The 21,442-nt window shown below is 67.9% G+C and carries 17 protein-coding genes; 9 read left to right on the plus strand and 8 right to left on the minus strand.

Going from position 1 to position 21,442, the window contains the following annotated elements; translation table 11 throughout:
- The first annotated feature begins 11 nt into the window (after window positions 1-11).
- From ACNO8X_RS00865 to ACNO8X_RS00880, 4 genes are read left to right on the plus strand one after another with little or no spacing between them, the layout of a single operon-like run.
- Window positions 12-989, plus strand: a complete 978-nt coding sequence (locus ACNO8X_RS00865) for an alpha/beta hydrolase (RefSeq protein WP_418003750.1) — start codon at window positions 12-14, stop codon at window positions 987-989.
- A gap of 51 nt (window positions 990-1,040) precedes the next feature.
- Window positions 1,041-3,890, plus strand: a complete 2,850-nt coding sequence (locus ACNO8X_RS00870; protein WP_418003751.1) for an AMP-binding protein — start codon at window positions 1,041-1,043, stop codon at window positions 3,888-3,890.
- Window positions 3,891-3,923: 33 nt separating this feature from the next.
- A complete protein-coding gene (locus tag ACNO8X_RS00875) occupies window positions 3,924-4,190 on the plus strand; it encodes a hypothetical protein (protein WP_418003752.1) in 267 nt (88 codons plus the stop codon).
- Window positions 4,191-4,209: 19 nt separating this feature from the next.
- Window positions 4,210-4,509, plus strand: coding sequence for a hypothetical protein (locus ACNO8X_RS00880; protein WP_133762892.1), 300 nt, complete (start codon window positions 4,210-4,212; stop codon window positions 4,507-4,509).
- A 9-nt stretch (window positions 4,510-4,518) separates the two neighbouring features.
- Here the strand turns inward: ACNO8X_RS00880 and ACNO8X_RS00885 are convergent, their stop codons facing one another.
- Entirely contained in the window at window positions 4,519-6,276 is a 1,758-nt protein-coding gene (locus tag ACNO8X_RS00885; protein WP_418003753.1) for a SulP family inorganic anion transporter, read from the minus strand.
- Window positions 6,273-7,322: a sulfate ABC transporter substrate-binding protein gene (locus tag ACNO8X_RS00890; protein WP_418003754.1), complete on the minus strand. Its 1,050-nt coding sequence runs from the start codon at window positions 7,320-7,322 to the stop codon at window positions 6,273-6,275. Before ACNO8X_RS00890 ends, ACNO8X_RS00885 begins: the two co-directional genes overlap by 4 nt.
- A gap of 101 nt (window positions 7,323-7,423) precedes the next feature.
- Here ACNO8X_RS00890 and ACNO8X_RS00895 point away from each other — a divergent pair, with 101 nt between their 5' ends.
- Genes ACNO8X_RS00895 through ACNO8X_RS00905 form a run of 3 tightly spaced genes read left to right on the plus strand, consistent with a single transcriptional unit; the run spans window position 7,424 to window position 9,317 of the window.
- A complete protein-coding gene (locus ACNO8X_RS00895; protein WP_418003755.1) occupies window positions 7,424-7,969 on the plus strand; it encodes a hypothetical protein in 546 nt (181 codons plus the stop codon).
- A gap of 19 nt (window positions 7,970-7,988) precedes the next feature.
- Window positions 7,989-8,918 carry an LLM class F420-dependent oxidoreductase gene (locus tag ACNO8X_RS00900; RefSeq protein ID WP_418003756.1) on the plus strand — a complete coding sequence of 310 codons (930 nt, stop codon included), beginning with the start codon at window positions 7,989-7,991 and terminating at the stop codon, window positions 8,916-8,918.
- 6 nt (window positions 8,919-8,924) lie between these two features.
- Entirely contained in the window at window positions 8,925-9,317 is a 393-nt protein-coding gene (locus ACNO8X_RS00905; protein WP_418003757.1) for a hypothetical protein, read from the plus strand.
- On the opposite strand, the gene ACNO8X_RS00910 is transcribed toward ACNO8X_RS00905, so the two are convergent.
- From ACNO8X_RS00910 to ACNO8X_RS00935, 6 genes are all read right to left on the minus strand, one after another.
- Window positions 9,314-10,555 (minus strand): DUF445 domain-containing protein, encoded by a 1,242-nt coding sequence (locus ACNO8X_RS00910; RefSeq protein WP_133762897.1) that lies wholly within the window; start codon window positions 10,553-10,555, stop codon window positions 9,314-9,316. The two genes, ACNO8X_RS00905 and ACNO8X_RS00910, sit on opposite strands and share 4 nt — an antisense overlap.
- The gene (locus tag ACNO8X_RS00915) at window positions 10,555-11,238 is read right to left on the minus strand and encodes an Abi-alpha family protein (protein WP_418003758.1); all 684 of its coding nucleotides are present in this window, start codon (window positions 11,236-11,238) and stop codon (window positions 10,555-10,557) included. The genes ACNO8X_RS00910 and ACNO8X_RS00915 overlap by 1 nt, the downstream gene beginning before the upstream one ends.
- A gap of 51 nt (window positions 11,239-11,289) precedes the next feature.
- Window positions 11,290-12,804 carry a dynamin family protein gene (locus ACNO8X_RS00920; RefSeq protein ID WP_418003759.1) on the minus strand — a complete coding sequence of 505 codons (1,515 nt, stop codon included), beginning with the start codon at window positions 12,802-12,804 and terminating at the stop codon, window positions 11,290-11,292.
- Window positions 12,801-14,642, minus strand: a complete 1,842-nt coding sequence (locus tag ACNO8X_RS00925; RefSeq protein WP_418003760.1) for a dynamin family protein — start codon at window positions 14,640-14,642, stop codon at window positions 12,801-12,803. The genes ACNO8X_RS00920 and ACNO8X_RS00925 overlap by 4 nt, the downstream gene beginning before the upstream one ends.
- Before the next feature lie 97 nt (window positions 14,643-14,739).
- Entirely contained in the window at window positions 14,740-15,858 is a 1,119-nt protein-coding gene (locus ACNO8X_RS00930) for an IniB N-terminal domain-containing protein (protein ID WP_418003761.1), read from the minus strand.
- 257 nt (window positions 15,859-16,115) lie between these two features.
- Entirely contained in the window at window positions 16,116-16,652 is a 537-nt protein-coding gene (locus ACNO8X_RS00935; protein ID WP_418003762.1) for an Rv0340 family IniB-related protein, read from the minus strand.
- A gap of 214 nt (window positions 16,653-16,866) precedes the next feature.
- Here ACNO8X_RS00935 and ACNO8X_RS00940 point away from each other — a divergent pair, with 214 nt between their 5' ends.
- Window positions 16,867-18,876 (plus strand): Hsp70 family protein, encoded by a 2,010-nt coding sequence (locus tag ACNO8X_RS00940; protein WP_418003763.1) that lies wholly within the window; start codon window positions 16,867-16,869, stop codon window positions 18,874-18,876.
- A complete protein-coding gene (gene iniR, locus ACNO8X_RS00945) occupies window positions 18,873-21,353 on the plus strand; it encodes an isoniazid response ATPase/transcriptional regulator IniR (protein ID WP_418003764.1) in 2,481 nt (826 codons plus the stop codon). Before ACNO8X_RS00940 ends, iniR begins: the two co-directional genes overlap by 4 nt.
- The last annotated feature ends 89 nt before the right edge of the window (window positions 21,354-21,442 follow it).

The raw sequence follows: 21,442 nt of genomic DNA on the forward strand, positions 1-21,442 counted from the left end.
AAGGAGCGATCATGACAACCGACTTCTTCTTCCTCAGCCACGGCGAGCGTTGTGCCGCTTGGCATCTGACCGCTGAGAGTGACGCGCTGGCCGGACAGACCGGGCGGCCGTGCGTGGTCATGGCCCACGGCTTCGGTGGGACCCGCGACTCGGGCCTGCTCGCGTTCGCGGAGCCCTTCGCCTCCGCCGGGATGGACGTGGTGGTGTTCGACTATCGCGGCTTCGGCGATTCCGAAGGCGAACCGCGTCAATACATCTCGGTGAAGAAACAGCGGCAGGACTACCACGCCGCCATCGACGCCGCCAGAAATCTGCCGGGCGTCGACCGGGATCGCATCGCGCTATGGGGCACCTCCTATTCGGGAGGGCACGTCATCGCCGTTGCCGCCGAGGACCAGCGGGTGGCCGCCGTGGTGTCGCTGTGTCCGGCGACCGACGGCCTGGCCGCCCTGGTGCAGGGATTCCACGAGGCCGGCGCCGGGCCGCTGGCCCGTCTGGTCGCCCACGGCATGCTCGACGCCGCGGGGGCGCGGCTCGGTCGCCGTCCGCACAACTTGCCACTCACGGGGCAGCACGGCGCCGCCGCGGTGCTCACCACGCCCGGCGCCGAGGAGGCCTACCTGGCCATGGCCGGCCCGACCTGGCGCAACGAATTCACCGCCCGCACGGTGCTGGAGATCGCGTTCAACCGACCGACTGTGCACGCCAGCCGGCTGGAGTGCCCGCTGCTCGTCCAAGTCGGCACCAACGACCTCATCGCTCCGCCCGACGCCGCCCGCCGCGCCGCGAAAAAGGCCGGCTACCTGGCCCATCTGTGCGAGTACCCGGCCGACCATTTCGACTTCTACTCGGGGCCGTGCCACGAGGCGGCCCTCGCCGACGAGCTGACGTTCCTGACCCGCGTGCTCGATCCGATCCGCTCCACCGACGTGCATTTGCGGTCGACGAACCCGCCATCACCCAGACTGGCGGTCAAACTGCCATGGTGAGCGCGTCCGCTTGGCATGATCTGCACCGAGTGTTGATCGAAAGGGCGGACCGTGATCTTCGACAGGGTTGTGGCAACGACTCGTAACTGGCTGGAAGTGGCCCGCTACGGCGGGTTGGAAACGGGTGAAGAGCCGTCGCCGTACGACGTCGTCGCCCAGGGCCGGATCCACAAGCTGCGGCGGTACCGCACCGACGGCGAGATGGGCCGGCCCCAGGTGCTGCTGGTGCCGCCGCTGATGCTGACCGCCGACGTGTTCGACGTGTCGCCGCAGGCCAGCGGGGTGCGCACGTTGATCGAGCACGGCATCGATCCGTGGACCATCGACTTCGGTTCGCCGGAGCAGGAGCCTGGCGGGCTCAAGCGCACCCTGGCCGATCACGTGCTGGCCATCGACGCGGCCATCGACGAGATCGTCGCCACCACCGGAACCAAGGTGCACCTCGCCGGGTACTCGCAGGGCGGCATGTTCTGCTACCAGGCGTCGGCGTACCGGCGCAGCGAAGGCATCGGCAGCGTCGTGACGTTCGGCAGCCCGGTGGACCTGAGCAAGACGGCCCCGATGGGCGTCCCCGCGGAACTCGCCATCCCCGGCATGGGCTTCGTCATGGAGAACGTGCTGCGTGGCCGGTCGGTGCCGGGCTGGGCGACCCGGTTGGGCTTCCAGATGCTCGACCCGGTGAAGGCGGTGACAGGGCAGCTGCAGTTCCTGTTCGCGCTGCACGACCGCGACGCGCTGTTGCCCCGCGAGGGCCAGCGCCGCTATTTGATGAACGACGGTTGGGTGGCGTGGCCCGGGCCCGCCCTCGCCGAGTTCTTGCAGCAGTTCCTGGTCCACAACCGGATGTTGACGGGTGGCTTCAGCATCGCCGGACGCCCGGTCACGCTCGCCGACATCACCTCGCCGATCCTGGCATTCGTCGGGGAAGTCGACGAAATCGCCCCTCCCGCATCGGTCCGCGGGATCGTCGGCGCCGCACCGCGCACCGAGATTTTCGAAAGCACCTTGCACGCAGGGCATTTCGGGCTGGTAGTGGGTAGCACCGCGACAAACCACACCTGGCCGTTGGTGGCCGACTGGATGCGGTACGCCGAGGGCCTCGGCCCGTTGCCGGAGCACGTCATCAAGGTCGACACGACGACCACCGTCGCCGAGACGGCGTCCGCCGGCCCGGCCGAGGGCGTCCAGACCCTGATCGACGCCGGCCGCACGGTGGCCGGTTCGGTGGCCCGCTCAGTAGGCAACATGCGCGGCATGTTCGGCACGGTGGCACGCCAGATGCCGCGGTTGGCGCGCATCCGCAGCCTCGACGCGAATACGCGAATCTCGTTGGCGCTCTTGTTCGATGAACAGGCCCAGCACGCTCCCGACGACGTCAGCTTCATGTACGAGGACCGCAGCTACACCTACGGCGAGAACAAGGTCCGCATCGACGCCGTGGTGCGTGGCCTGCTCGCCGCGGGCGTGCGGGCCGGTGAGCACGTCGGCGTCATGATGGGCACCCGCCCCTCGGCGCTGGCCGTGGTGGTCGCACTGAACCGTGTCGGCGCAGTCGTGGTGATGCTGCGGCCCGATGCCGACACCGCGCGGGAAGTCGAACTCGGCAAGGTGAACAGGGTGATTGCCGACCCGGAACACTCCGAGGCAGACTTCGCCGGGCGCCCGCTGCACACCTTCCTGCTCGACACGCCCTACCTGCATCGCGACCGCACGCTCACCGCGCTCGAGATCGGTGAGACGAACGCCGTGCGCATCCCGGACTGGTACCGCCCCAACCCGGGCCGTGCCGGAGAGCTCGCGTTCATCTTCTTCGGCGGCCCCGACGGCGACCCCCGACCCATCCGAGTCACCAACGGCCGCTTCGGATTATCGGCGTACGGCACCGCGACCTCGGCGGAGTTGACCAACTCCGACACCGTCTACTGCATCAACCCGATCTACCACACCTCCGGACTGCTCACCGGTATCGGCGGCGCAGTCGCCGGTGGTAGCCGCCTGGCCATGGCGACCGACCTGGACCCGACCACGTTCTGGACCGAAGTGCGCCGCTACGGCGTCACCATCGTCTGCTACACGTGGGCGCAACTGCGACCATTGGTCAACGCCGCGCCACAACCCGCTGAGCGCAACCATTCAGTACGACTGTTCGTCGGTTCCGGTATGCCCCGCGGACTTTGGCGCCGGGTGCTGGATCGCTTCGCACCCGCCGGCGTCCTGGACTTCTGGGCCACCAGTGAGGGCGAGGCCATCCTGGCCAACATCAACCCGGCCAAGCCCGGGTCGCTGGGCCGGCCGCTACCCGGCAGCGCGACGGTGGCGGTGGTGCGCTGGGACCCCGAAGCGCAACAAGTCATTTCGGGTGACGACGGCTACGCGATCCGCTGCGAAGACGACGAGACCGGGCTACTGCTGGTGAAGATCGGATCGGCGACCACCGCCTCCGCGCCGCCGATCCGGAACGTGTTCGACGCCGGCGACGCCTGGTTCTCCAGCGGCAGCCTGGTGAGCCGGGACGCCGATGGCGACTACTGGCTGATCGACTCCGTCGACACCCAGATCCACACCGCCGACGGCGTAGTGGCGTCCCTGGTGATCACCGCGGCCATCGGCAAGCTGCCGGCCGTCGACCTGGTCCACACCTACGGGGTTCGGGACGGCGACGACGACATCGCGGTGACGGCACTGTCACTGGTCGACGGGCGGGACATCTCTGCTACCGACCTGAACGAGGCGCTGGCGAACCTGCCGGCCGAGCAACGGCCCGCTTTCGTCCGCGTCGTCGACGAAGTGCCGATGACGCCGTGGCACCGCCCCGTCGCCGGGCCGCTGCGCCGCGATCCCCTGCCGCCCCCGGGCCGCTCCTTCACCCGCACCGACGACGGCAGTTACAAGGAAAACTGACATCAGCCTGACGACTTCGTCAATAATCGCCCCATGAAGAAGTCCGCAGCTGCAGTGCTTTTCCTGCTGACGTCCGCGGCCATACCGGCCGTCGGTACACCGGTCGCGCACGCCGATGTGTGTGGCAGTGTCGGCGGCCGGCACGTCAGTGCCGGTGGGTGCACGAACGTCGCCGGCGACGCCGCGGTGGCCGCCGCCGCTCCGGAGGACGCGGCCGCCCAGGCTGCCGCGGGCCGGCCGCCGTGTTACACCCCGGCCGGGGTGCCCTACTACACGCCGGGCGACTTGCCTTGTAACTGAAGCCCTTTAGGGTGAAGGCATGCACAAGTCTCTGCAGCGTGTCGCCATCATCGCCGCGGCCGCCTTGGCGCCCATGGCCATCACCGCGGCGATCACCCCCGCCGTGAGTCACGCGGACTGCGACAACGGCACCTGGTGGGACCCGGTGCAGAACCGGTGCCAGGCGCCGCTGGTGCAGAACTGTCCCGGCGGCTGGTGGGACCCGAACATCAACAGCTGCCGGCCGCCGGTCTCGACGACACCGCTCGACTGCCGCGACGGCGCCTGGTGGGACCCGATCAACAACATCTGCCGGCCGCCGGTGCTGCCTCCGCAGTAGCGGGTCCCGTCAGACCAGGTAGTACAGCTCCTCGACGCTGCTGACGCCACCGGGGGCCAGCCGCGACTCCGCGTAGCGGACCGCCTTGAGCGTTGCCGAGAACTCCTTCTCCCCTTCGGGGAAGATGCGCTCGTCCGGGAACCACTTTCGCAGCCCGACGTTGCCCAGGACGTCCAGAGTGTCGGGCCGAACGCCGGCCAGCAGGACTGTGACGCCCAACTCGGTCAGGTCATGCAGGAACCGCTCGATACGCTCGATACCGACCGCGTCAGGGTTGCGGGCCCGCTTGAGACGGAGCACCACGAATTGGGTGCCTTCGGCCTTGACCCGCTCGGTGAGCGCGTCCAATGCGTGCTCGATTTCCGGTGCGGCACCGAAGAACAACTCTCCTTCGATGTCGTAGATCAGCACCGCCGGATTGTCCGGCTCGTCGCCGACCCGTTCCCGGACGACGCGTTCCGGGGTGACCACGAGCTCGGCGATCTTGAGCTTGGAGGCCCGCGGAACGAACAGCAGGATCGACAGCAGCACGCCGAGCAGCACCGCCTTGTCCAGGTCGATGACCACGCCGGTGATTGCCGTGACGATCACCAACCCGGCGTCGTAGCGAGATGCCCTGACCGTGTGCACCAGTCGTTGAAAATCAACCAGGCGAACCGCGGTCACCAGCAGCAGGCCGGCCAGCGCCGCCTTCGGAATGTAGCTCAGCAGCGGTGCGAACAGCAGCAGTGCGCCGGCGACCGCCACCGACGCGATGACGCCGGAAAACCTGGTGGCCGCACCGGCCTGGAAGTTGATGGCAGACCGCGACAACGAACCCGAACCGGGCAGGCTCTGGAAGAAGCCGCCGCTGAGGTTGGCCAACCCTTCCGCCAGAATCTGCCGGTTGTAGTCGATCTTCTGCTGCGTCTGGTGCGCAATGGCTTTCGCGATCGACAGCGCCTCGATCAAGCCGATGAAAGCGACCGCCAACGCGCCCTCCGACAGGTGCGGCAGCCACTCCCAATGCACCACCGGAATGTGGAAGTCGGGCAGGCTGGCGGGGATCTTTCCGGTGATCGACACCGCGGTCTTGCCCCCGTGTCCGGGTGTCGACCAGCCCGAGAAGTAGGCGATCAGCGCCGCAATGACCAAGACGGCAAGCATGTCGATCTGCGGCCAGCCGTAGCGCTGCACCAACTTTCGGAGCACCACGGCTGCGACGACGGCTGTGCCGCTCAGTACCACGGCTCGGTAGTTGATCGCGTCGCCGTGGAACAGCGTGAGGTAGGTGCGGTACAGCACCTGCATGTTGCCATTGCCCCGGTCCTTGACGCCGAGCGCATTTCCCAACTGGCCCAAGGCAAGTAGGAACGCCGCTGCCGCCATGAACCCGACGATCACGGACTCGGAGATGTAGCGGGTCAGGTCACCGAGTTTGAATACCGCGATCAGGATCTGAATGGTGCCCACCAGCACCGCGAGCAGGAACAGCGCTTCGAACAGTTCGGTGCGGTTCTCGGGATCGATGAACGCCAATGAGCTGAACACCAGTAGCGAGATGGCGCTGGTGGGTCCGTTGATCAGGTGTGACGACGAACCGAATATCGACGCGATGAGCGTCACCACGATGGCCGAGAAGACGCCGTATTTGGGGTCGACGCCGGCGATCAGGGCGTAGGCCATGCCCTGCGGCAGGGCGATGGCGGCCACCGTCAGGCCGGCGATCAGATCGCGCCGGGCGAGGGTGCGGTCGTAGTTGTGTTTCAGGTTCGAAAGCAGGCTCACGATCCCACCACCGTTCGTTGCGCAGGAAGATGAATGGTGTCGACGATTCCGTTGTCGCCGAAGAACTTTTCGGCGGCGTCGTCCCAGTCTTTGGCGATCGCGGACACCGGGAACAGCGAGATGTCCGGCAACTTGGCCCGATACTTGGCCTGGATCTGCGGGTTGATCGAGCGGTAGCCGTACTGCGCAATGACGTCTTGGGCAGGGTCGGTGAACAGGTAGTTCAGGTAGGCCTTCGCATAGACCTCGGTCTTCTTGCCGGCCACGTTCGCACCTACCCAGGCCACCGCAGGTTCGGCCTTGATGCTCACTGGTGGATACACGATCTGCAGCTCGCCCGGTGCCGCAGCCACCTCCCGGATGGCTTCGTTCTCCCACGTCAGGTGCACATCGCCGATCTTCTGCACGGCGAAGCTGGTGGCCGCGCCGCGCGCGCCCTCATCGGCGACGGCGACGTGCTTGAACAACGCCGCCAGGTAGTCGTGGGCCGCCGCCTCGGAGCCACCGCGGGTCGTCACCGAACCCCACCCGGCGAGCACGCTGAGCTTGCCGTTGCCCGACGTGCGCGGGTCCGGGGTCACCACCGAGACATCGCCCTTGACCAGATCGGGCCAGTCATGGATGTTCTTCGGGTTGTCCTTGCGGACCACGAACACGATGGTCGACGTATAGGGGACCGAGTTGTTGGGTAGCCGGTGCTGCCAGTCCTTGGCGATCAGCCCGCGCTTGGCCAGCTTGTCGACGTCACTGACCAAGGCCAGTGAGACCACACCGGCTTTCGACGTGCCGTCGATGACGTTGCGCGCCTGCCGGCCGGATCCGCCGTGCGACTGCGTGATGTCGACGGTGACGCCGGACTGCTTGCGGTACTGCGCGATGAACTGCGGGTCCAGCGCCGCGTACAGCTCGCGCGTCGGATCGTACGACACGTTCAGCAGTGCATCCGGCGATGAACCGTGAATGTTCTTGAACCCGATCAGAACTCCGGCCACCGCGATGGCGACGACGCCGACCACACCGAGCGGGGATATGTGTTTTCTGCTCATCGCCACCTCTGTTCACTACGGAAGATCGACGTTAGGCAGCAGGACGCGCCGGGGCAGCGGTCTGGATCAGCGCGATCGGATCTCCCGTAGCCTGATGGCCGATGAACCACACACGGCTCACCAGGTCTGCCACCGCGGCGCTGGCCGTCGCCCTGCTCGCGGGCTGCGACAGCACCACCCCTGGAAGCCCGAAGTCGGGACTCCCCACGGGCGAATCGTCTGCCGCGAGCACCCCGACACCATCCGAGAAGGCCATCCGCCCGGTGCCGGTCAGCCCGATCCCGGCACCGAGCGCCGCGCCACCCACCGCGCAGGCCCTCGCGCCGCAGAACGGCTACGTCTTCGTCGCGACGAAGTCCGGCCAGACCCGGTGCCAGCTCAACAGCGCCGAGGTCGACTGCGAGTCGGCGTTCACCAATGCGCCGACGATCGACGGGGAGACCGCGAACGGCGTCCGGATCACAGCCGCCGGCAAATTGTCTTGGGTGGTAGGCAATCTCGGCGCCATCCCCACGATCACCCTCGACTACCAGACGTACTCGGCGGTGGGCTGGACGATCCTCGCCGGAGCCGAAGGCACCCGCTTCACCAACGCCGGTACCGGCCACGGGATGTTCGTCTCTACCGCGGGCGTGAAGGCGTTCTGATTTCATTAGGCTAGGTGGCATGGACTTCCGGGTATTCGTCGAACCGCAGCAGGGTGCCACTTACGCCGACCAGCTTGCCGTGGCGCAGGCCGCCGAAAGCCTCGGCTACTCGGCGTTTTTCCGGTCCGACCATTACCTGGCCATGGCCGGTGACGGGCTGCCCGGCCCCACCGATTCGTGGGTGACACTCGGCGGCATCGCCCGCGAGACCAGCACCATCCGGCTCGGCACCATGGTCACCTCGGCGACGTTCCGGCATCCCGGCCCGCTCGCCATCGCCGTCGCGCAGGTCGACGAAATGAGCGGTGGCCGTGTGGAATTGGGCCTGGGCGCCGGTTGGTTCGCCGAGGAGCACGAGGCCTACGCCATCCCGTTCCCGCCGCTGGGCGAGCGCTTCGACCGGCTCGACGAGCAGCTGCAGATCCTCACCGGCTTCTGGGACACCCCGGTCGGCGAACACTTCGACTTCGTCGGAAAGCACTACACCGTCAAGAACTCCCCGGCCCTCCCGAAGCCGGCGCAGGCCCACCCGCCGGTGATCATCGGTGGCGGTGGCGCCAAGCGGACCCCGGCGCTGGCGGCGCGGTTCGCGTCCGAGTTCAACATTCCGTTCGTCGATATCGACACGCTCACTACCCAGTTCGGCCGGGTGCGGGCGGCCGTGGCAGCAGCCGGCCGGGCACCCGAGAGCATCACGTACTCGGCAGCTTTCGTGCTGTGCGCGGGCAAAGACAATGCGGAGATCGCCCGCCGGGCCGCCGCCATCGGCCGCGAGGTCGACGAGATGCGCGGCAACTCCCCCACGGTCGGCACTCCGGCCGAGATCGTCGACAAGCTGGCGCCGTTCGTCGCCGCCGGGGTCGAGCGCATCTACCTTCAGGTGCTGGACATGGCCGATCTCGACCACCTCGAGTTGTTCAGCACGGAGGTCATTCCACAGCTACGCTGACCGGCCATGACCGAGCGGCCGTGGCACGAGCGCACCCCGCACGTCGTCGGCGCCAGCATCGCGGCGATCGCCGCCATCGCACTGCTGTATTTCGCGGGGTCATGGTTGACGCGGCACTACAACCAGCCGCAGCCCCCGCCGGTGCCCGTCATCGTCGACGACTCGGGCCACTCGGCCACGACCACAACGGCGACGACCTCCCCGACGTCGACCAGCTACCCGTCGACGACGCCGACGACCACTGACATCGACCTGCCGCTCACGACAGACACGACGTCGACCACGACCCCGCCCTCGGGAGACAGCACGACCACCAGACGCACCCCGACACCGACGACGTCGACGTCGATCACCCAGTCCCGGCGCACCCACCCGACGGGACCGCGCCCGCACAACTAGTGCGTGAAGAACTCGATCATCAGGACCTGGAGTTCACCGACGCAGCCACCGAGGATGGCGCCGATGGCGATCATCAACGGCTCGTCGTCCTTGAACACCGGCCGCAGAATCGACTCGTACTCCTCGTTGGAGAGCTGATTCATCTTCTCGATGATCGTGCGCTCGAGGTCGATCTGGCTCATGGCGTAGTCCTGCGCGTCCAGCAGCGTGTCCGGCAGCCGTTCGACCACCAGGTCGACGATCTTGTCCTTCAGCGCGTTGTACTTCGACGTGCCGACCGCGAACTTCACGACGGTGCCGGTGAACCCACCGACCTCGCTGTCGATGGCGGCCTCGACCTCGCGCGCGATCATCGCGAACAGCTTGTCGGCGCCCGGACCCTTGAGGATGCCGTCGAAGAGGATGTCGGGGGCGAACAGGTCCTCGGAGAGGATGCGGGCGTAGTCGGCGGTGATCTTCTCGCGCTGGGCGTGCAACAGCCCCTGGAACTTGATGAAGCCCAAGTATTTCGTCGGCTTGACCGGGCGGAACAGCATGTTCAGCGCGATGTAGTCGCTGACCAGACCGATACCGAAACCGAACGCCGGCATGATCCACGGCAGTTTGAAGATCGCCCAGACGAACATCTGCGCGGTGCCGATGATCAAACCGAAGTAGATGCCGCTGCGCCGCACGAACGCCATGGCGTCGTCGCTCAGGCCGCGCATCAGCTTGTTGAGCTTCTCCTTGTTGCGCACCAGCGTGGTGACCGAGAGGAACTGCAGGTCGACGAACCGGCTCAGGTCCGACTGCATCTCGTTCAGCATCTTCTCGGTGATGCGCGGCGCCTGGGAGTGGATGCGGTTCAGGATGGCCTGCCGACCGGCCTCGGGCAGCGAATTCCACAGGCCTGGGCGGATCTCTTCGGCGACGTCGCGGGCGATGTCGTTGATCGACGCCGCCAGGGGTTCGCGCAACGCCTCGACGGCCTCTTTGGCGTCGATCCGGGACAACAGCTCCTCGGGTTTGAGCAGGTTCGCGGTGAGCAGCTCGATGGTTGTGGAGCCGACCTTGCCGGCGCGCCGCGGGATGATGCCCTGCCAGCCGATGGGACCGATGCCCTTGAACTCCAGCGGCCGGTAGATCATCTCCATCGCGACGATCTTGGTGCTCCAGCCGACGAACGCGGCCACCAGCGGCATGGAGAAGTAGATGATCCAGTGCTCGCGGAAGTCGAGAAGGATCTCGGTCAAAGACATCAGTGCCACCCGTCCTGGTTGTCCTCCGCGGTGGCGGCGGCCCACAGCGATCGGCCCAGCGGCGACAACGTCAACGTCAGCTTCTCCACCTTGGCGGGTAGCGGACCCTTCGACGCGGCCTTGATCGCGTTGAGGACGATGGTCTCAGCCATCAACACCTCATACTCGGTTTTCAGCGCAGAATCCTCCGGTCCGATCTCCACGAGGCGCAGCGCCAGCAAATGCCCGACGTACTGCGGCGTCATCTGCGGGAGCGCGACGTTCGCGGTCCGGCCGACCAGTGCCGCGTTCTCCAGCACCGCCTTGCGGGTCCGGTCGAACACGTTGACCAAGGGAGAGACGGAGCCGTCGGACAGCGCACCCACGATGCGGGCCTCGTCGGCGACCAACTGATCGAGCAGGTGGTGGTACAGCTCGGTCTGGCTGCCGGCGGTGTTCTGGTCGAGCGCCCGATTCAGCAGCTGGCTCATCTTGGAGTTGAGCGAGTCGTCGCTGTCTGCCGGCTTCGACGTATCAGCCGCCGAGACGATGTCGTCGTCGCCTTCTTCCGGTTCCAGTTCGTTGAGGCCTTTACGCAGGGCGCCGACGATCTGCTGTTCGGTCCAGCTGTAGACGTCGAGCCCGAGTCGAGCGGCGTCGACCGCGCGTCCTACCAGTCCAAAGGGGTCAAACGATTGAGCCACCCGCAAACGGTAGCTGCGCGGGGTACCAAATGGCGAACGATCTCGAATATCTCACCTTCCCTGCGCCGCGTAGTCGGCGACCAGGGCCTCGGCACTGCGCACAGCGGCCTTGCAGGCGCGTGCGGTGAAGGGGTCGTTGAGCGGGTGATCGGCCCGTCGGCGCCACCGCTGCACCGCCGCGAACGCCGCCCGCGGGCCGTCATACGGCGCATCGTTGCTCAACCCCAGCCGGCTCGCCGCATCGGTGCCCGACCCGCCGATGATGCGGCGCAGTGAGGCCATCTCGTCGGAGTTCAATGTGGTTGGCCGGGAACGCAATTGACCGAGCAGGCGCAGCTCTTCGAAGGCGTGGGTATCGGCCAGCAGCGGATCGATGTCCGCCAGGATGAACGGCGTCGCGTAGATGGGATTGGCTTCCACGAAGCGGCGCAGGGAGCGCAGCGCCGTGTGTGCCTTGAGCATGTCGGCGCGCTGCGCGAACTGCTGGTCGATGACGTCGCGCAGGGACACCAGCCCGCTGCGTTCCAGCAGCTCGTCGGCCAGCCCCTGCGAGTCGGTGACACCGGCGCGCAGCACCGCGATCGCGATCCGAATGCCGAACATGCCGAACCGGTCCAGCAGCGCGGCCCGGGTGATGGCGTCCACCGGCAGCGAATCATCCTGCCGGGCAAAACGATCCGCCGACAGCATGGCCTTGGTCAGCGCGGTGGCACCGTCACCGTCGAGGGCAGCCAGCTTCTGCAGTGCCGTGAACTCACTCTGCTGCAACGTGCGCGCGGTCAGCGCCAGCAGCCCCGATACCGGGACGACGGCCTGGCAGACTCCGGTCCGGTCCAGCTCCGTCGTGAACCGGGTGGCCACCTCACGGGCAGACATCATCGCGTCGATGCGTCCTGCCCCGATCTCGTCGGCGCGCGATGCCACCCCGATGACGCCAAGGGCACCCGAGCCGCTGCCGACGAGTTCGCCGATCTGCTTGAGCAGCGCGATGTCTGGCGCGTTGAGGGTGCGCAGCAGGAACACGACGGCGTCCACGCGCGGGACGCCATCCCGCGGCACCAGCAGTTGCAGCGTCCGGTCGGACACGTCACGCGACAGCGACGACGTGCCCGGGGTGTCGATGATGGTGGTGTGTTCCAATTCGACTGCGGGCCACTGCACGTCGAGGTCGACGATGTCTCCCACGTTGGCGGCGCCCTGCGCCCCGGAGTACCTCGCGAGGTCGAACGTCAGGCCGTCGGCACGGGTGATCGGCACGTCGGTGCGGCGGCCGTCCCGATGATTGGCGGTGACGCGGGGCGCCGTGCCGTGCCGGAACCAGGTGACCAAACGGGTGGCCTCGGTGGCATCGGTGGGCGCAATCTCCTCACCCACAAGTGCATTCACCAGTGTCGACTTGCCGGCCTTGAGGGTGCCGGCCAAGGCGATCCGGATGGGTTGATCGAGCCGACGGGCGATCCAGTCCAGTTCGGCCAGGGCCTGCGGCCGGTGCTGATAGACGGGGTCGGATCGGTAGGCAGAGGTGACGCCGCCCAGGATGGCGCGGACGCGTGCGCTTGTGCTCACTGGGCCAGGGACGGCGTCAGTTTCACCGCGTTGTCGAGGACCTGGCGCAGAATGTTCAACTGCCGCTCCAGTTCCCGCACGCGGTTGTCGCGTTCGCCCGCTTCGATCTGCGCTGAGGCGAGCGTCGCCTGCAGCGATTCGTTGAGCGATCGGCTGGTCTGGTTGGCGATGCCACGGTAGTGATCACGCAAGTGGCGCTGGATGTTTCGCAGCCGATCGCGCGACTCCTTACCGACGGCGAACGACACGTCATCGACGAACCGGCGGACGTTCATCTTCGCCTCGCCGCGCACGCGCAGCATCCGGTTCTCCATGTCCTCCTTGTAGGCCTTGCGGCCGAGCACAAGTCCGGCACCCAGCGACAGCGGGTTGAACATGCCCAGCCCGGCGAACGAGGTCAGCATGCCGAACATCAGCACACCACCATACGACCCGCGCATCCCGGTGATCACCTTGTGTCCGGCCCTGATCGGCTGGGACTCCAGCGGCGCCACGGGGTTGAACTCCCCCAGGCCGGCACCCATGTCGCGGGCCCTGACCTCGGCCAGTTCCACCGAGTCCAACCCGGCCTGGACGAAGTTGCGGGCCACCTCGGCGGCCAGCGCCTCGGCACGTTGGTGGGCCCAGACGAAGTTGTCGCCGACGGCGGTCGCGACCACGTTCTCCAGCTCAGCGCCGATCTCGGCCCAGTGCTGGGTGGGATCGCAACCGTCGATGATGCGCTCGGTGTGCGAGGTGATGTTGCGGAACCGGTTGCGCAGGTCATGGTCGACGTCGGCGGTCAGGTCGGCGATACCGTCGTTGAGCACCTGTTGCCACAATGCGGTCTGCTGCAACGCCTCCTGCGCTTCGTCCTTCTTGCGCTCCAGCTCGGCTTTGATCCGCTCGATCTTGTCGGGGTCGTTGATCGCGGCCAGCTCGGTGGACACCGTCAGCGTGAGATGCTCGGCGGCCGCATGGATTTCGGTGACGACCTCGTCCTTGATCCGGTCGTTCTCACGGCTCAGCACCTTGTCGGTGAGGAACTTGATGATCGCCGGGAAGTTGGACTCGTCGTTGAGTTCCTTGTCACCCAGGGCCAGCGCATGGGTGCGCAGTGCCGAAGAAACTGGAGTCACCGGGAGCGACAAGCGCGCCCGCTGCAGGTGCGCATCGTTGGCCGCGACGATCTCCCGCCAGTGCGGGTACAGGTCGGTCTTGGTAGCGACAATCGTTGCCACCGGACAGATTTCGACAGCCTGGCGGATGAACGTGAGTTCGGGGGCGGTGAACTCCTGGCTGGTGTCGCTGACCATCAGGAGGGCGTCGGCGTCGGGCAGCAGTCCCAGCGTCGCCGACAGGTGAGGCTGTCCCAGCCCGCCCACACCGGGAGTGTCGACGAAGGTGAGTCCGCCTTTGAGCATGGGGCTGGGCGCCGCGACCTCGACGCGCAGCACCTGACGGCCCTGCGCTTGCGGAGCCTGACGCAGATCGGTCGACAACTGGTTGGGCGGGATCGCGATGACGGACGGATCGCCACCTTCCTGGGGCGAGGCCAGCACGAGTTCCGCGGCCGCCGCATCGCCGTAGTGCACGACGGTGGTGAGCACGGTGCTCTCGTCGTCGCCGACCCGCGCGACCGGCATGTTCAGCAACGAGTTCAGCAACTGGCTCTTGCCCTGCTTGAGCTGGCCGGCGATGACCACCCGGATCTGTGGATCGCTGATCCGGGTCTTGGCCGCCAGCAACCGCTGCGCCAGGTCGTCGCGGTCGTTGAGGCCCGCGATCCGGCTGGTGTGGTCGATCAACTCGACGATCACCGCGACCGGGCGCGGATTCGCCTCGTTCGGTTGCGTCACTGGGTTCTCCTCGACTGCATTCTCGCTGACTAACGGTATGCGCAAACGACCGGCGGGGCCTGTAAGTGGCCCCGCCGGAACGGTTTGTCGCGATCGATCAGTGCATGTGCGGATCGATGTGGGTGTTGTGGCTCATGTCGGTGGTGGTGTGGGTTTCGACCGGTGCGTAGGTGTTCATGCTGGCCTCATGCACCGAGTTGTCGGCGACCGTGCTGTGCACGGAGTTGTCGGCGGTCAGATCGGTGTGGGTGGTGTTCCCGCTGCCGATGTTGGTGTGGGTGCTGTTGCCGCTACCGATGCTGGTGTTGGCCGTGTTCCCGCTGTTCAGGCTCGTGTTCACCGCCGACGAGTGCGACGAGGAATCGATGACGCTGCTGTTGCCGCTGCCCAGGTCGTGACCGACGGTCGTGGTCGTCTGGTTGCCACCGACGTGCGTGTTCGAAGTGTTGCCGTCGTTGATGACGATGTTGCCGCCGTTGCCGCCACCGCCGGCGTTGGCGTGGCCGCCGCCGATCAGGCCGCCGCCGGCGCTGGCGCTGCCACCGCTGCCGCCACCGGTGTTGACGTCGCTGATGACCGGGCCGTGGTTACCGGCGATGACGTTGCCGCCCGCGGTGGTCGAGCTGTCGCTCGCGTGGTTGCCGGTGCCGACGATCACCGGGGAGTGGCTGCCGGTGAGGATGTCGCCGTTGGTGACGGTGTTGCCGTCGCCCTGCACAGCGCCCTTGCCGCTGGCGATGTCACCGTGGTTGTTGCCCGCGATGTTGACACCGCCGTCGCCCTGCTGGACGTGGCTGCCGCCGAGGGTGATGTCACCGAAGCCCAGGTTGAAGGCACCCTGTTGGGCGTTGGCACCGGCGTGCTGGTCGGGGCTCAGCACCGGGATGTCGTTGCCACTGGCGATCGGCACGTTGTTGTGGCTCGCGAAGTCGGTGTTGGGGGCGAAGGTCGGCTGCGAGACGAAGCCGGTCTGCGGGGAGAACGGCGAGGACATGCTGTAGTAGTCCGAGACCGCGTTCTGCAGGCCGACAACCGGGTCGCCGCCACCGAGCACCACACCGGCCGGCACCGCGCTGGCGGCGACTGCGGCGATCTGCGCGGAGGTGACACCGGCGAGGCCGGCGTCGCGCATGGTCTGCTCGGGGTTCGCGACGAACGAGCTCGCGACGGTGGGGAAGCGGAACAGGTCGATGATGAATTCGATCAGGCTGGTCATTGGAGTCCCTTTCGTTGGGGTGTTGCTCTTTGGAAGTTTCCTCGCCGCTGTCCGGCGAACTGAGAACAACGTTAGGGGCCGTCAAGGGCCCTGCAAACGGGGCAACCACCCCTACCCCCAATGGAACATAGTGGGGTATCGCCACTCCCCCAATTAGGGGATTAGGGGATAACTAGGGTGTTTGCTGAGTATGCGGTGAGAAAACGCAAAACGCCGGTGGCCATGGTGGCCACCGGCGTTTGTCGGGGGTGAGCTGGTCAGCTGAAGAAGTCGAAGCCCTGATGGTGCTCGAGGCCGGCCGACGGGTCTGCGGTGTCGATCGGATGCCAATCGAGCGCGCCCGGATCCGACAGCTGCCCGGCGTCGACGACCGGCACATCGTTGTGCAGGCCCAGGTCGTCGGACACGGCCAGGTCCGGCACGGTGTCGTGGACCGGCAGGCCCGGTCCGCTGTCGAATCCACCCAGGTCAGGATCAGAAATCACGTGCGGGGACACGACCGTCGGCACCTGGGTGTTGACGGCGTCGAAGGCGTCGAAGGCCGCGGTGGCAGCACCACTGGTCCATACGTTGACGCCCGGATCGTCGAATCCGACGGTCGGTACGCCACCCGCCATGGAGGACACCGTCCCCAGGGACTCGGACACCACCGGGATCAGGTGCGCGACGTCAGCCGTGGTGACGCCGCTGAGGTTGGCGTCGGCGATGGCACCGGCGGGGTCGGCGGCGTAGTGGGCTGCCACGTCGGGATCACGGACCACCGACATGACGAAATCCAGTAGCGGATTTGCCACGGCACCTACTCCTTCCTGGGAGACCCCTCGATAACTATTTTGATGCTATCGCCGATATAGCTCCTGGAGATCGGTGCTGACCCCAGCACCCGACACCGCCCGTTAGGGGCACTCCCATTAGGGATTCACCAATCGTTAGGGGATTGTGTCCTGCCCCCGGGCCGCCAGCACATAGGGTGGCCTGAGTCGATAGCGTGTCAAAGGAGTGGACTTCATGAGCCTCGGTTTGTCGATCGGCCAGACCAACCTGGTGGCGGTGCCGGCCGGGCGACCGCCGGTGAGTCGTCGCGCCATCTTGTCCCTGTACCCGGATCGGCCGTCCGAAGTCGGCATTCCCACGCAGCCCGGGGGTCTGGTGTTGACCGGGTTCGTGGAGCGCGTCGGCGACCCGATCCCGCTGATCGCCCCCGACGGCTCGGCGCATCGCGGTGAAGCCGTCCTGGCCGAGGCCCTCGACTCCATGGCCCGCACCGCAGGCGGCGGCGCCCCGATCGTCATCGCCGCGCCCGCGCACTGGGGCATGTCCACCATCGGCGCACTCTCCGCGGCGCTGCGCGGCAAGCCGGGTCTGGCTGCCGCACCGGTCGTCTCCGACGCGGCCGCAGCCCTGGCCGGCCTCAAGGCCGGGTCCGGGCTGCCCGATCACGGCGTGGTGGCGCTCTGCGATTTCGGTGGCAGCGGCACCAGCGTCACCATCGCCGACGCCGCGACCCTGAGCCAGATCGGCGAGACCGTGCGCTACCCGGAGTTCTCCGGCGACCTGGTGGATCAGGCGCTGCTGAACCACGTCATCGCCGGCATCACCGAGTCGGCCGACGCCGACCCGGCCGGTACCGCGGCGGTCGGCTCGTTGTCCCAGCTGCGCGACCAGTGCCGGCAGGCCAAGGAGCGGCTGTCGTCGGAGACCGCGACGTCGGTCAACGCCAACCTGCCCGGCTTCGCGTCGGCCCTGCGCATCACCCGCCCGGAGCTGGAGCGACTGCTCGAACCGGCCCTGGCGGGGCTGCTCGCCGTGGTCCAGGAAACCCTGCAGCGCAACCAGATTCCTGCCGGCGTCCTGACCTCCCTGGCCACCGTCGGCGGCGGAGCCTCGATTCCGATTGTCACCCAACGACTTTCGGAGTACTTCCGAGTTCCGGTGGTGACCTCGCCGCAACCCGCGCTCACCGCGGCCGCCGGCGCCCCCCTGGTGGACCCGAACACCATGAGCGCCGACGCACCGACGGGCATGGCTCCCACCATGGGCTGGGCGGCCGGCCCCGCGGGCTGGTCGGGTGGCCCCGCAACCATGGCCGCTCCGGTGCCTCCGGCAGACGCGAACCCGTCCTCGACCGTCGGGCCGTCCCTGGCCTGGTCTGACGATGAGGAGCCCGGCGCCGCGGTAGGTCTCCCGGACGACGGTGTCGAGCCCTACTCGGGCGGCGAATACCCGGCGGATTTCGCGACCGGCTACGCCGGCGGCACCACCGCCCGGCCGGCGATGGACTTCGCGCATGAAGAAGAGGACAACCTGCCCGACGTGGCGCCGATGCCCTGGTACCGGCGCCCACCGCTGCTCTTCGGCGCGGCCGCGGCGGCGTTCCTGGTCGCCGGCGGCAGCTGGGCCGCGGTGGGGCTCACCAGCAACGACACCCCGTCCGGTCCGGTGACCGTCGACGTCACCACCACCATCACCGGCCCCGACGGATCCATCACCACGAGCACCTACAAGGCCACGAAGTCCGTTGTGACACAGACGAATCAGAATGGCCAGGTGGAGACGTCGACGGTGACCAACCCGGTCACCACCACCGACGCGCCGACCACCACGACCACCACCACCGATCCGTCGACCACGAGTTCGACGACCAGCTCGACCACCACCACGACTACGACGACGACCACCACCACGCCGACAACCACCACCACCACGACCACCACGACGCAGCCGCCCACCACGACCACCACCCAGCCGCCCACGACGACGACGCAACCGCCGACGACGACGCAGCCGCCCACCACCACGCAGCCACCGCCGACCACGACGAAGCCGCCGACGACGCAGCCCAGCACGCAGACACCCACGGCTGCACCGACGACGCAGGCGCCGACCACCCAGGCCCCGGTGGAGCAAGCCCCCAAGACGGCCTCGGCATCGGTGGAAACCGGGTCGGCACCTACGGCGTCGGTGGCCACCGCGTCGGCACCGATCACCGCGCAACCCTCGGCGTCGACCAGCCAATGACCGCGGCAGCCGGCACGTCGCTGGTGCTCGGCGGAATCGGCAGCGGCAAGACCACCGCGCTGGAAGCGGTGCGAAAAACGTTGCGGGCCAACGGCACGACGATGCTCGCTCGGGTACCTAAGTCCGGTGAAGCACCGGACGCGGCCATCGTCATCGACGACGCCCAGCTGCTCTCCCCGACAGAACTGGACGTCCTGACCGAGCTGGCCGGCGATCCGGGCCGCACCGTGGTGGTCAGCGCCGAGCCGCTCGCGCATGAGCGCGCGCTCAACGCCCTCACCACCACCCTGAGCCGGCAGCATCCGCCGATTCAGCTGGCGCCGATGACGCCCCGCGACATCAACGAGGCGCTGGCCCGCGCCGGCGTCTCCGGCGCCCAGGTGCCCGGACTGATCGCCGGCACCGGCGGCATCCCGCTGCTGGTGTACTCGGCACTGTCCGCCCTGGCCTCGGGCGGCGATCCGGTCCGGGCCGCGTCTGTCGCGTTGAGCGAGCGGTTGCGTCGGCTGGAGGAGCACCTGCTGGACACGTTGTTGTTGTGTTCGCTCAGCCCCGAACTGGGGCCCGACGACATCGCCGCCGCGCTGCAACTGCCCGGCGACGCGGCAGCGGTACTGATGGACCGGGCCCGCGCCACCGGCCTGCTGTCCGCCGCGCTGCACCCGCGGTTCACCGACACGCTGCATCGATGCCTCACCCGCCTGGTCGGCGCTGCGCGACATCGCGAGACCGAGTCCCGGCTGCTGCGCTCGCAGATCGAATCATCCACGCTGTCAACAGAATTGGCACTGAAGTTGGCCGAGCATGGCACGGTCGACGACCTGCTGGCGGCCGACCTGATCCACCGCGCCGCGACCGCCGAGCCCCGGCAGGCAGCTCGCCTGTACCGCGCCGCGGCCCGCGCCGGCACCGCCCCGGCGGACGTCCACCTCGCCGATGCGCTGGCCGTCACCGGCGACTGCACCACCGCAGGCACCTTGGCCGACGAGCTGCTCACCGCAGCGGACGCAGGCGTCCGCGCCCAGGCGGTGCGCATCGCGGCCAGTGTCGCCATGCACGACGGTGCCACCGCGCACGCCGCGGACCTGTTCCGGTGGCTCGGCCCTGATGCCGACCCGTTCGTCGCTGCCGCGGGTGCCGTGGTCGGTGTCGCCACGGCCGACACGGAGCTGGCCCGGGCTTGCCTGCAGGCCGAAAACTCCATGCCGCCAACGTCTTCCGCGCGTGCTGCGCGGGGCATGGCGGAGGGCATGCTGCTGACGCTCGACCAGCCGTTCGCCGTGGCGATGGCGCGCCTCACGCAGGCCGTCGGATCTACCAACGGTGTCCACTCGGTCGCACCCGACAGCCCTGCCGCGCTGCTGAGCCTCGTCGCGCTGCACGGCGGCGACGCCGTCCGCGCGCGCAGCGTCATCGGCCGGGCGGTCCGGACCGGCACCGACCAGGGCTTCTCCGGTCTTCGGCATCGACTGCTGCTCGGCTGGATCCGGATGCTCGACGGCCAACTCGATTCCGCGGTCCCGGCATTGGGCGCAGCCGACATTGCCGACCTGCACCGCCGCGACGCCTTGTGGTTCAGCGCGCTGCAGACTGCCGTCGCACGGCGCAGCGGCGACACCGGCGCCTTGCAGAAACACTGGTACGCGGCCATGGAGGTGCTGGCCGAATACTCGCTGGACCTGTTCGCGCTGCTGCCGCTGGGTGAGTTGTGGGTGGCCGCGGCCCGGCTGCAGCAGGTCGATCAGCTGCGCCAGCCCCTGGCCGAGGCGTTCGGGCTGCTGCGGGCCGCCGGGAATCCGGCGCTGTGGTCGGTTCCGCTGCACTGGGCGGGCGTGCACGCCGGCATCCTGGCCAACGCACCCGAGGCCGTCGCCCCGCACGGGCAGGCGCTGGCCGCGGCCAGCCGTGCCGAGGGTGCACATGGCGCGTACGCCACCGCGCTGGCCGGCGCCGGTCGTGCCTGGCTGCGGGTGCTGGCCGACGGCGTCGACGCCGCGGAGGTGACGACGGCCGCCCGCGGGCTGGCCCGCTTCGGGTTGACGTGGGATGCCACGCGCCTGGCCAGTCAGGCGGCGTTGCATTCGGCGGACGGCCGAATCTCGGGTGCCATGCTGCAGCTGGCGCGTGACCTCAAGCAGGACGCAGCCCTCGAGGCCGCGGCCGATCCCATCGAGCCTGCGGCCCCGGCTATTCCCCGTCCGAATGCAGATGTGCGCAACACCACACCACCTCCTGCCTCGGGCGACGCTCGGGCCACATCCGCCGCAACACCGGCCTGGACCCGGCTGTCCGACCGCGAACGCGAAGTCGCCGAACTGGTGCTGCAGGGCATGCCCTACCGCGACATCGGGGCTCGCCTGCTGATCTCAGCCAAGACCGTCGAACACCATGTCGCCCGCATTCGCCGCAGGTTGGGGGCCGAATCACGGTCGGAGATGTTGTCGATGCTGCGCGCGCTGCTCGTCGAAAAGGCCTGACGCCTGCCTTATATATAGGGCCGCGACGCGCGTGCCCGGCGAACGCCGGTTCATGGCAAAAAGCCGGCCCGAACCTGCAGCTCAAGTTA

It is taken from the genome of Mycobacterium sp. PDNC021 (assembly GCF_048282635.1).
Classification (GTDB): domain Bacteria; phylum Actinomycetota; class Actinomycetes; order Mycobacteriales; family Mycobacteriaceae; genus Mycobacterium; species Mycobacterium llatzerense.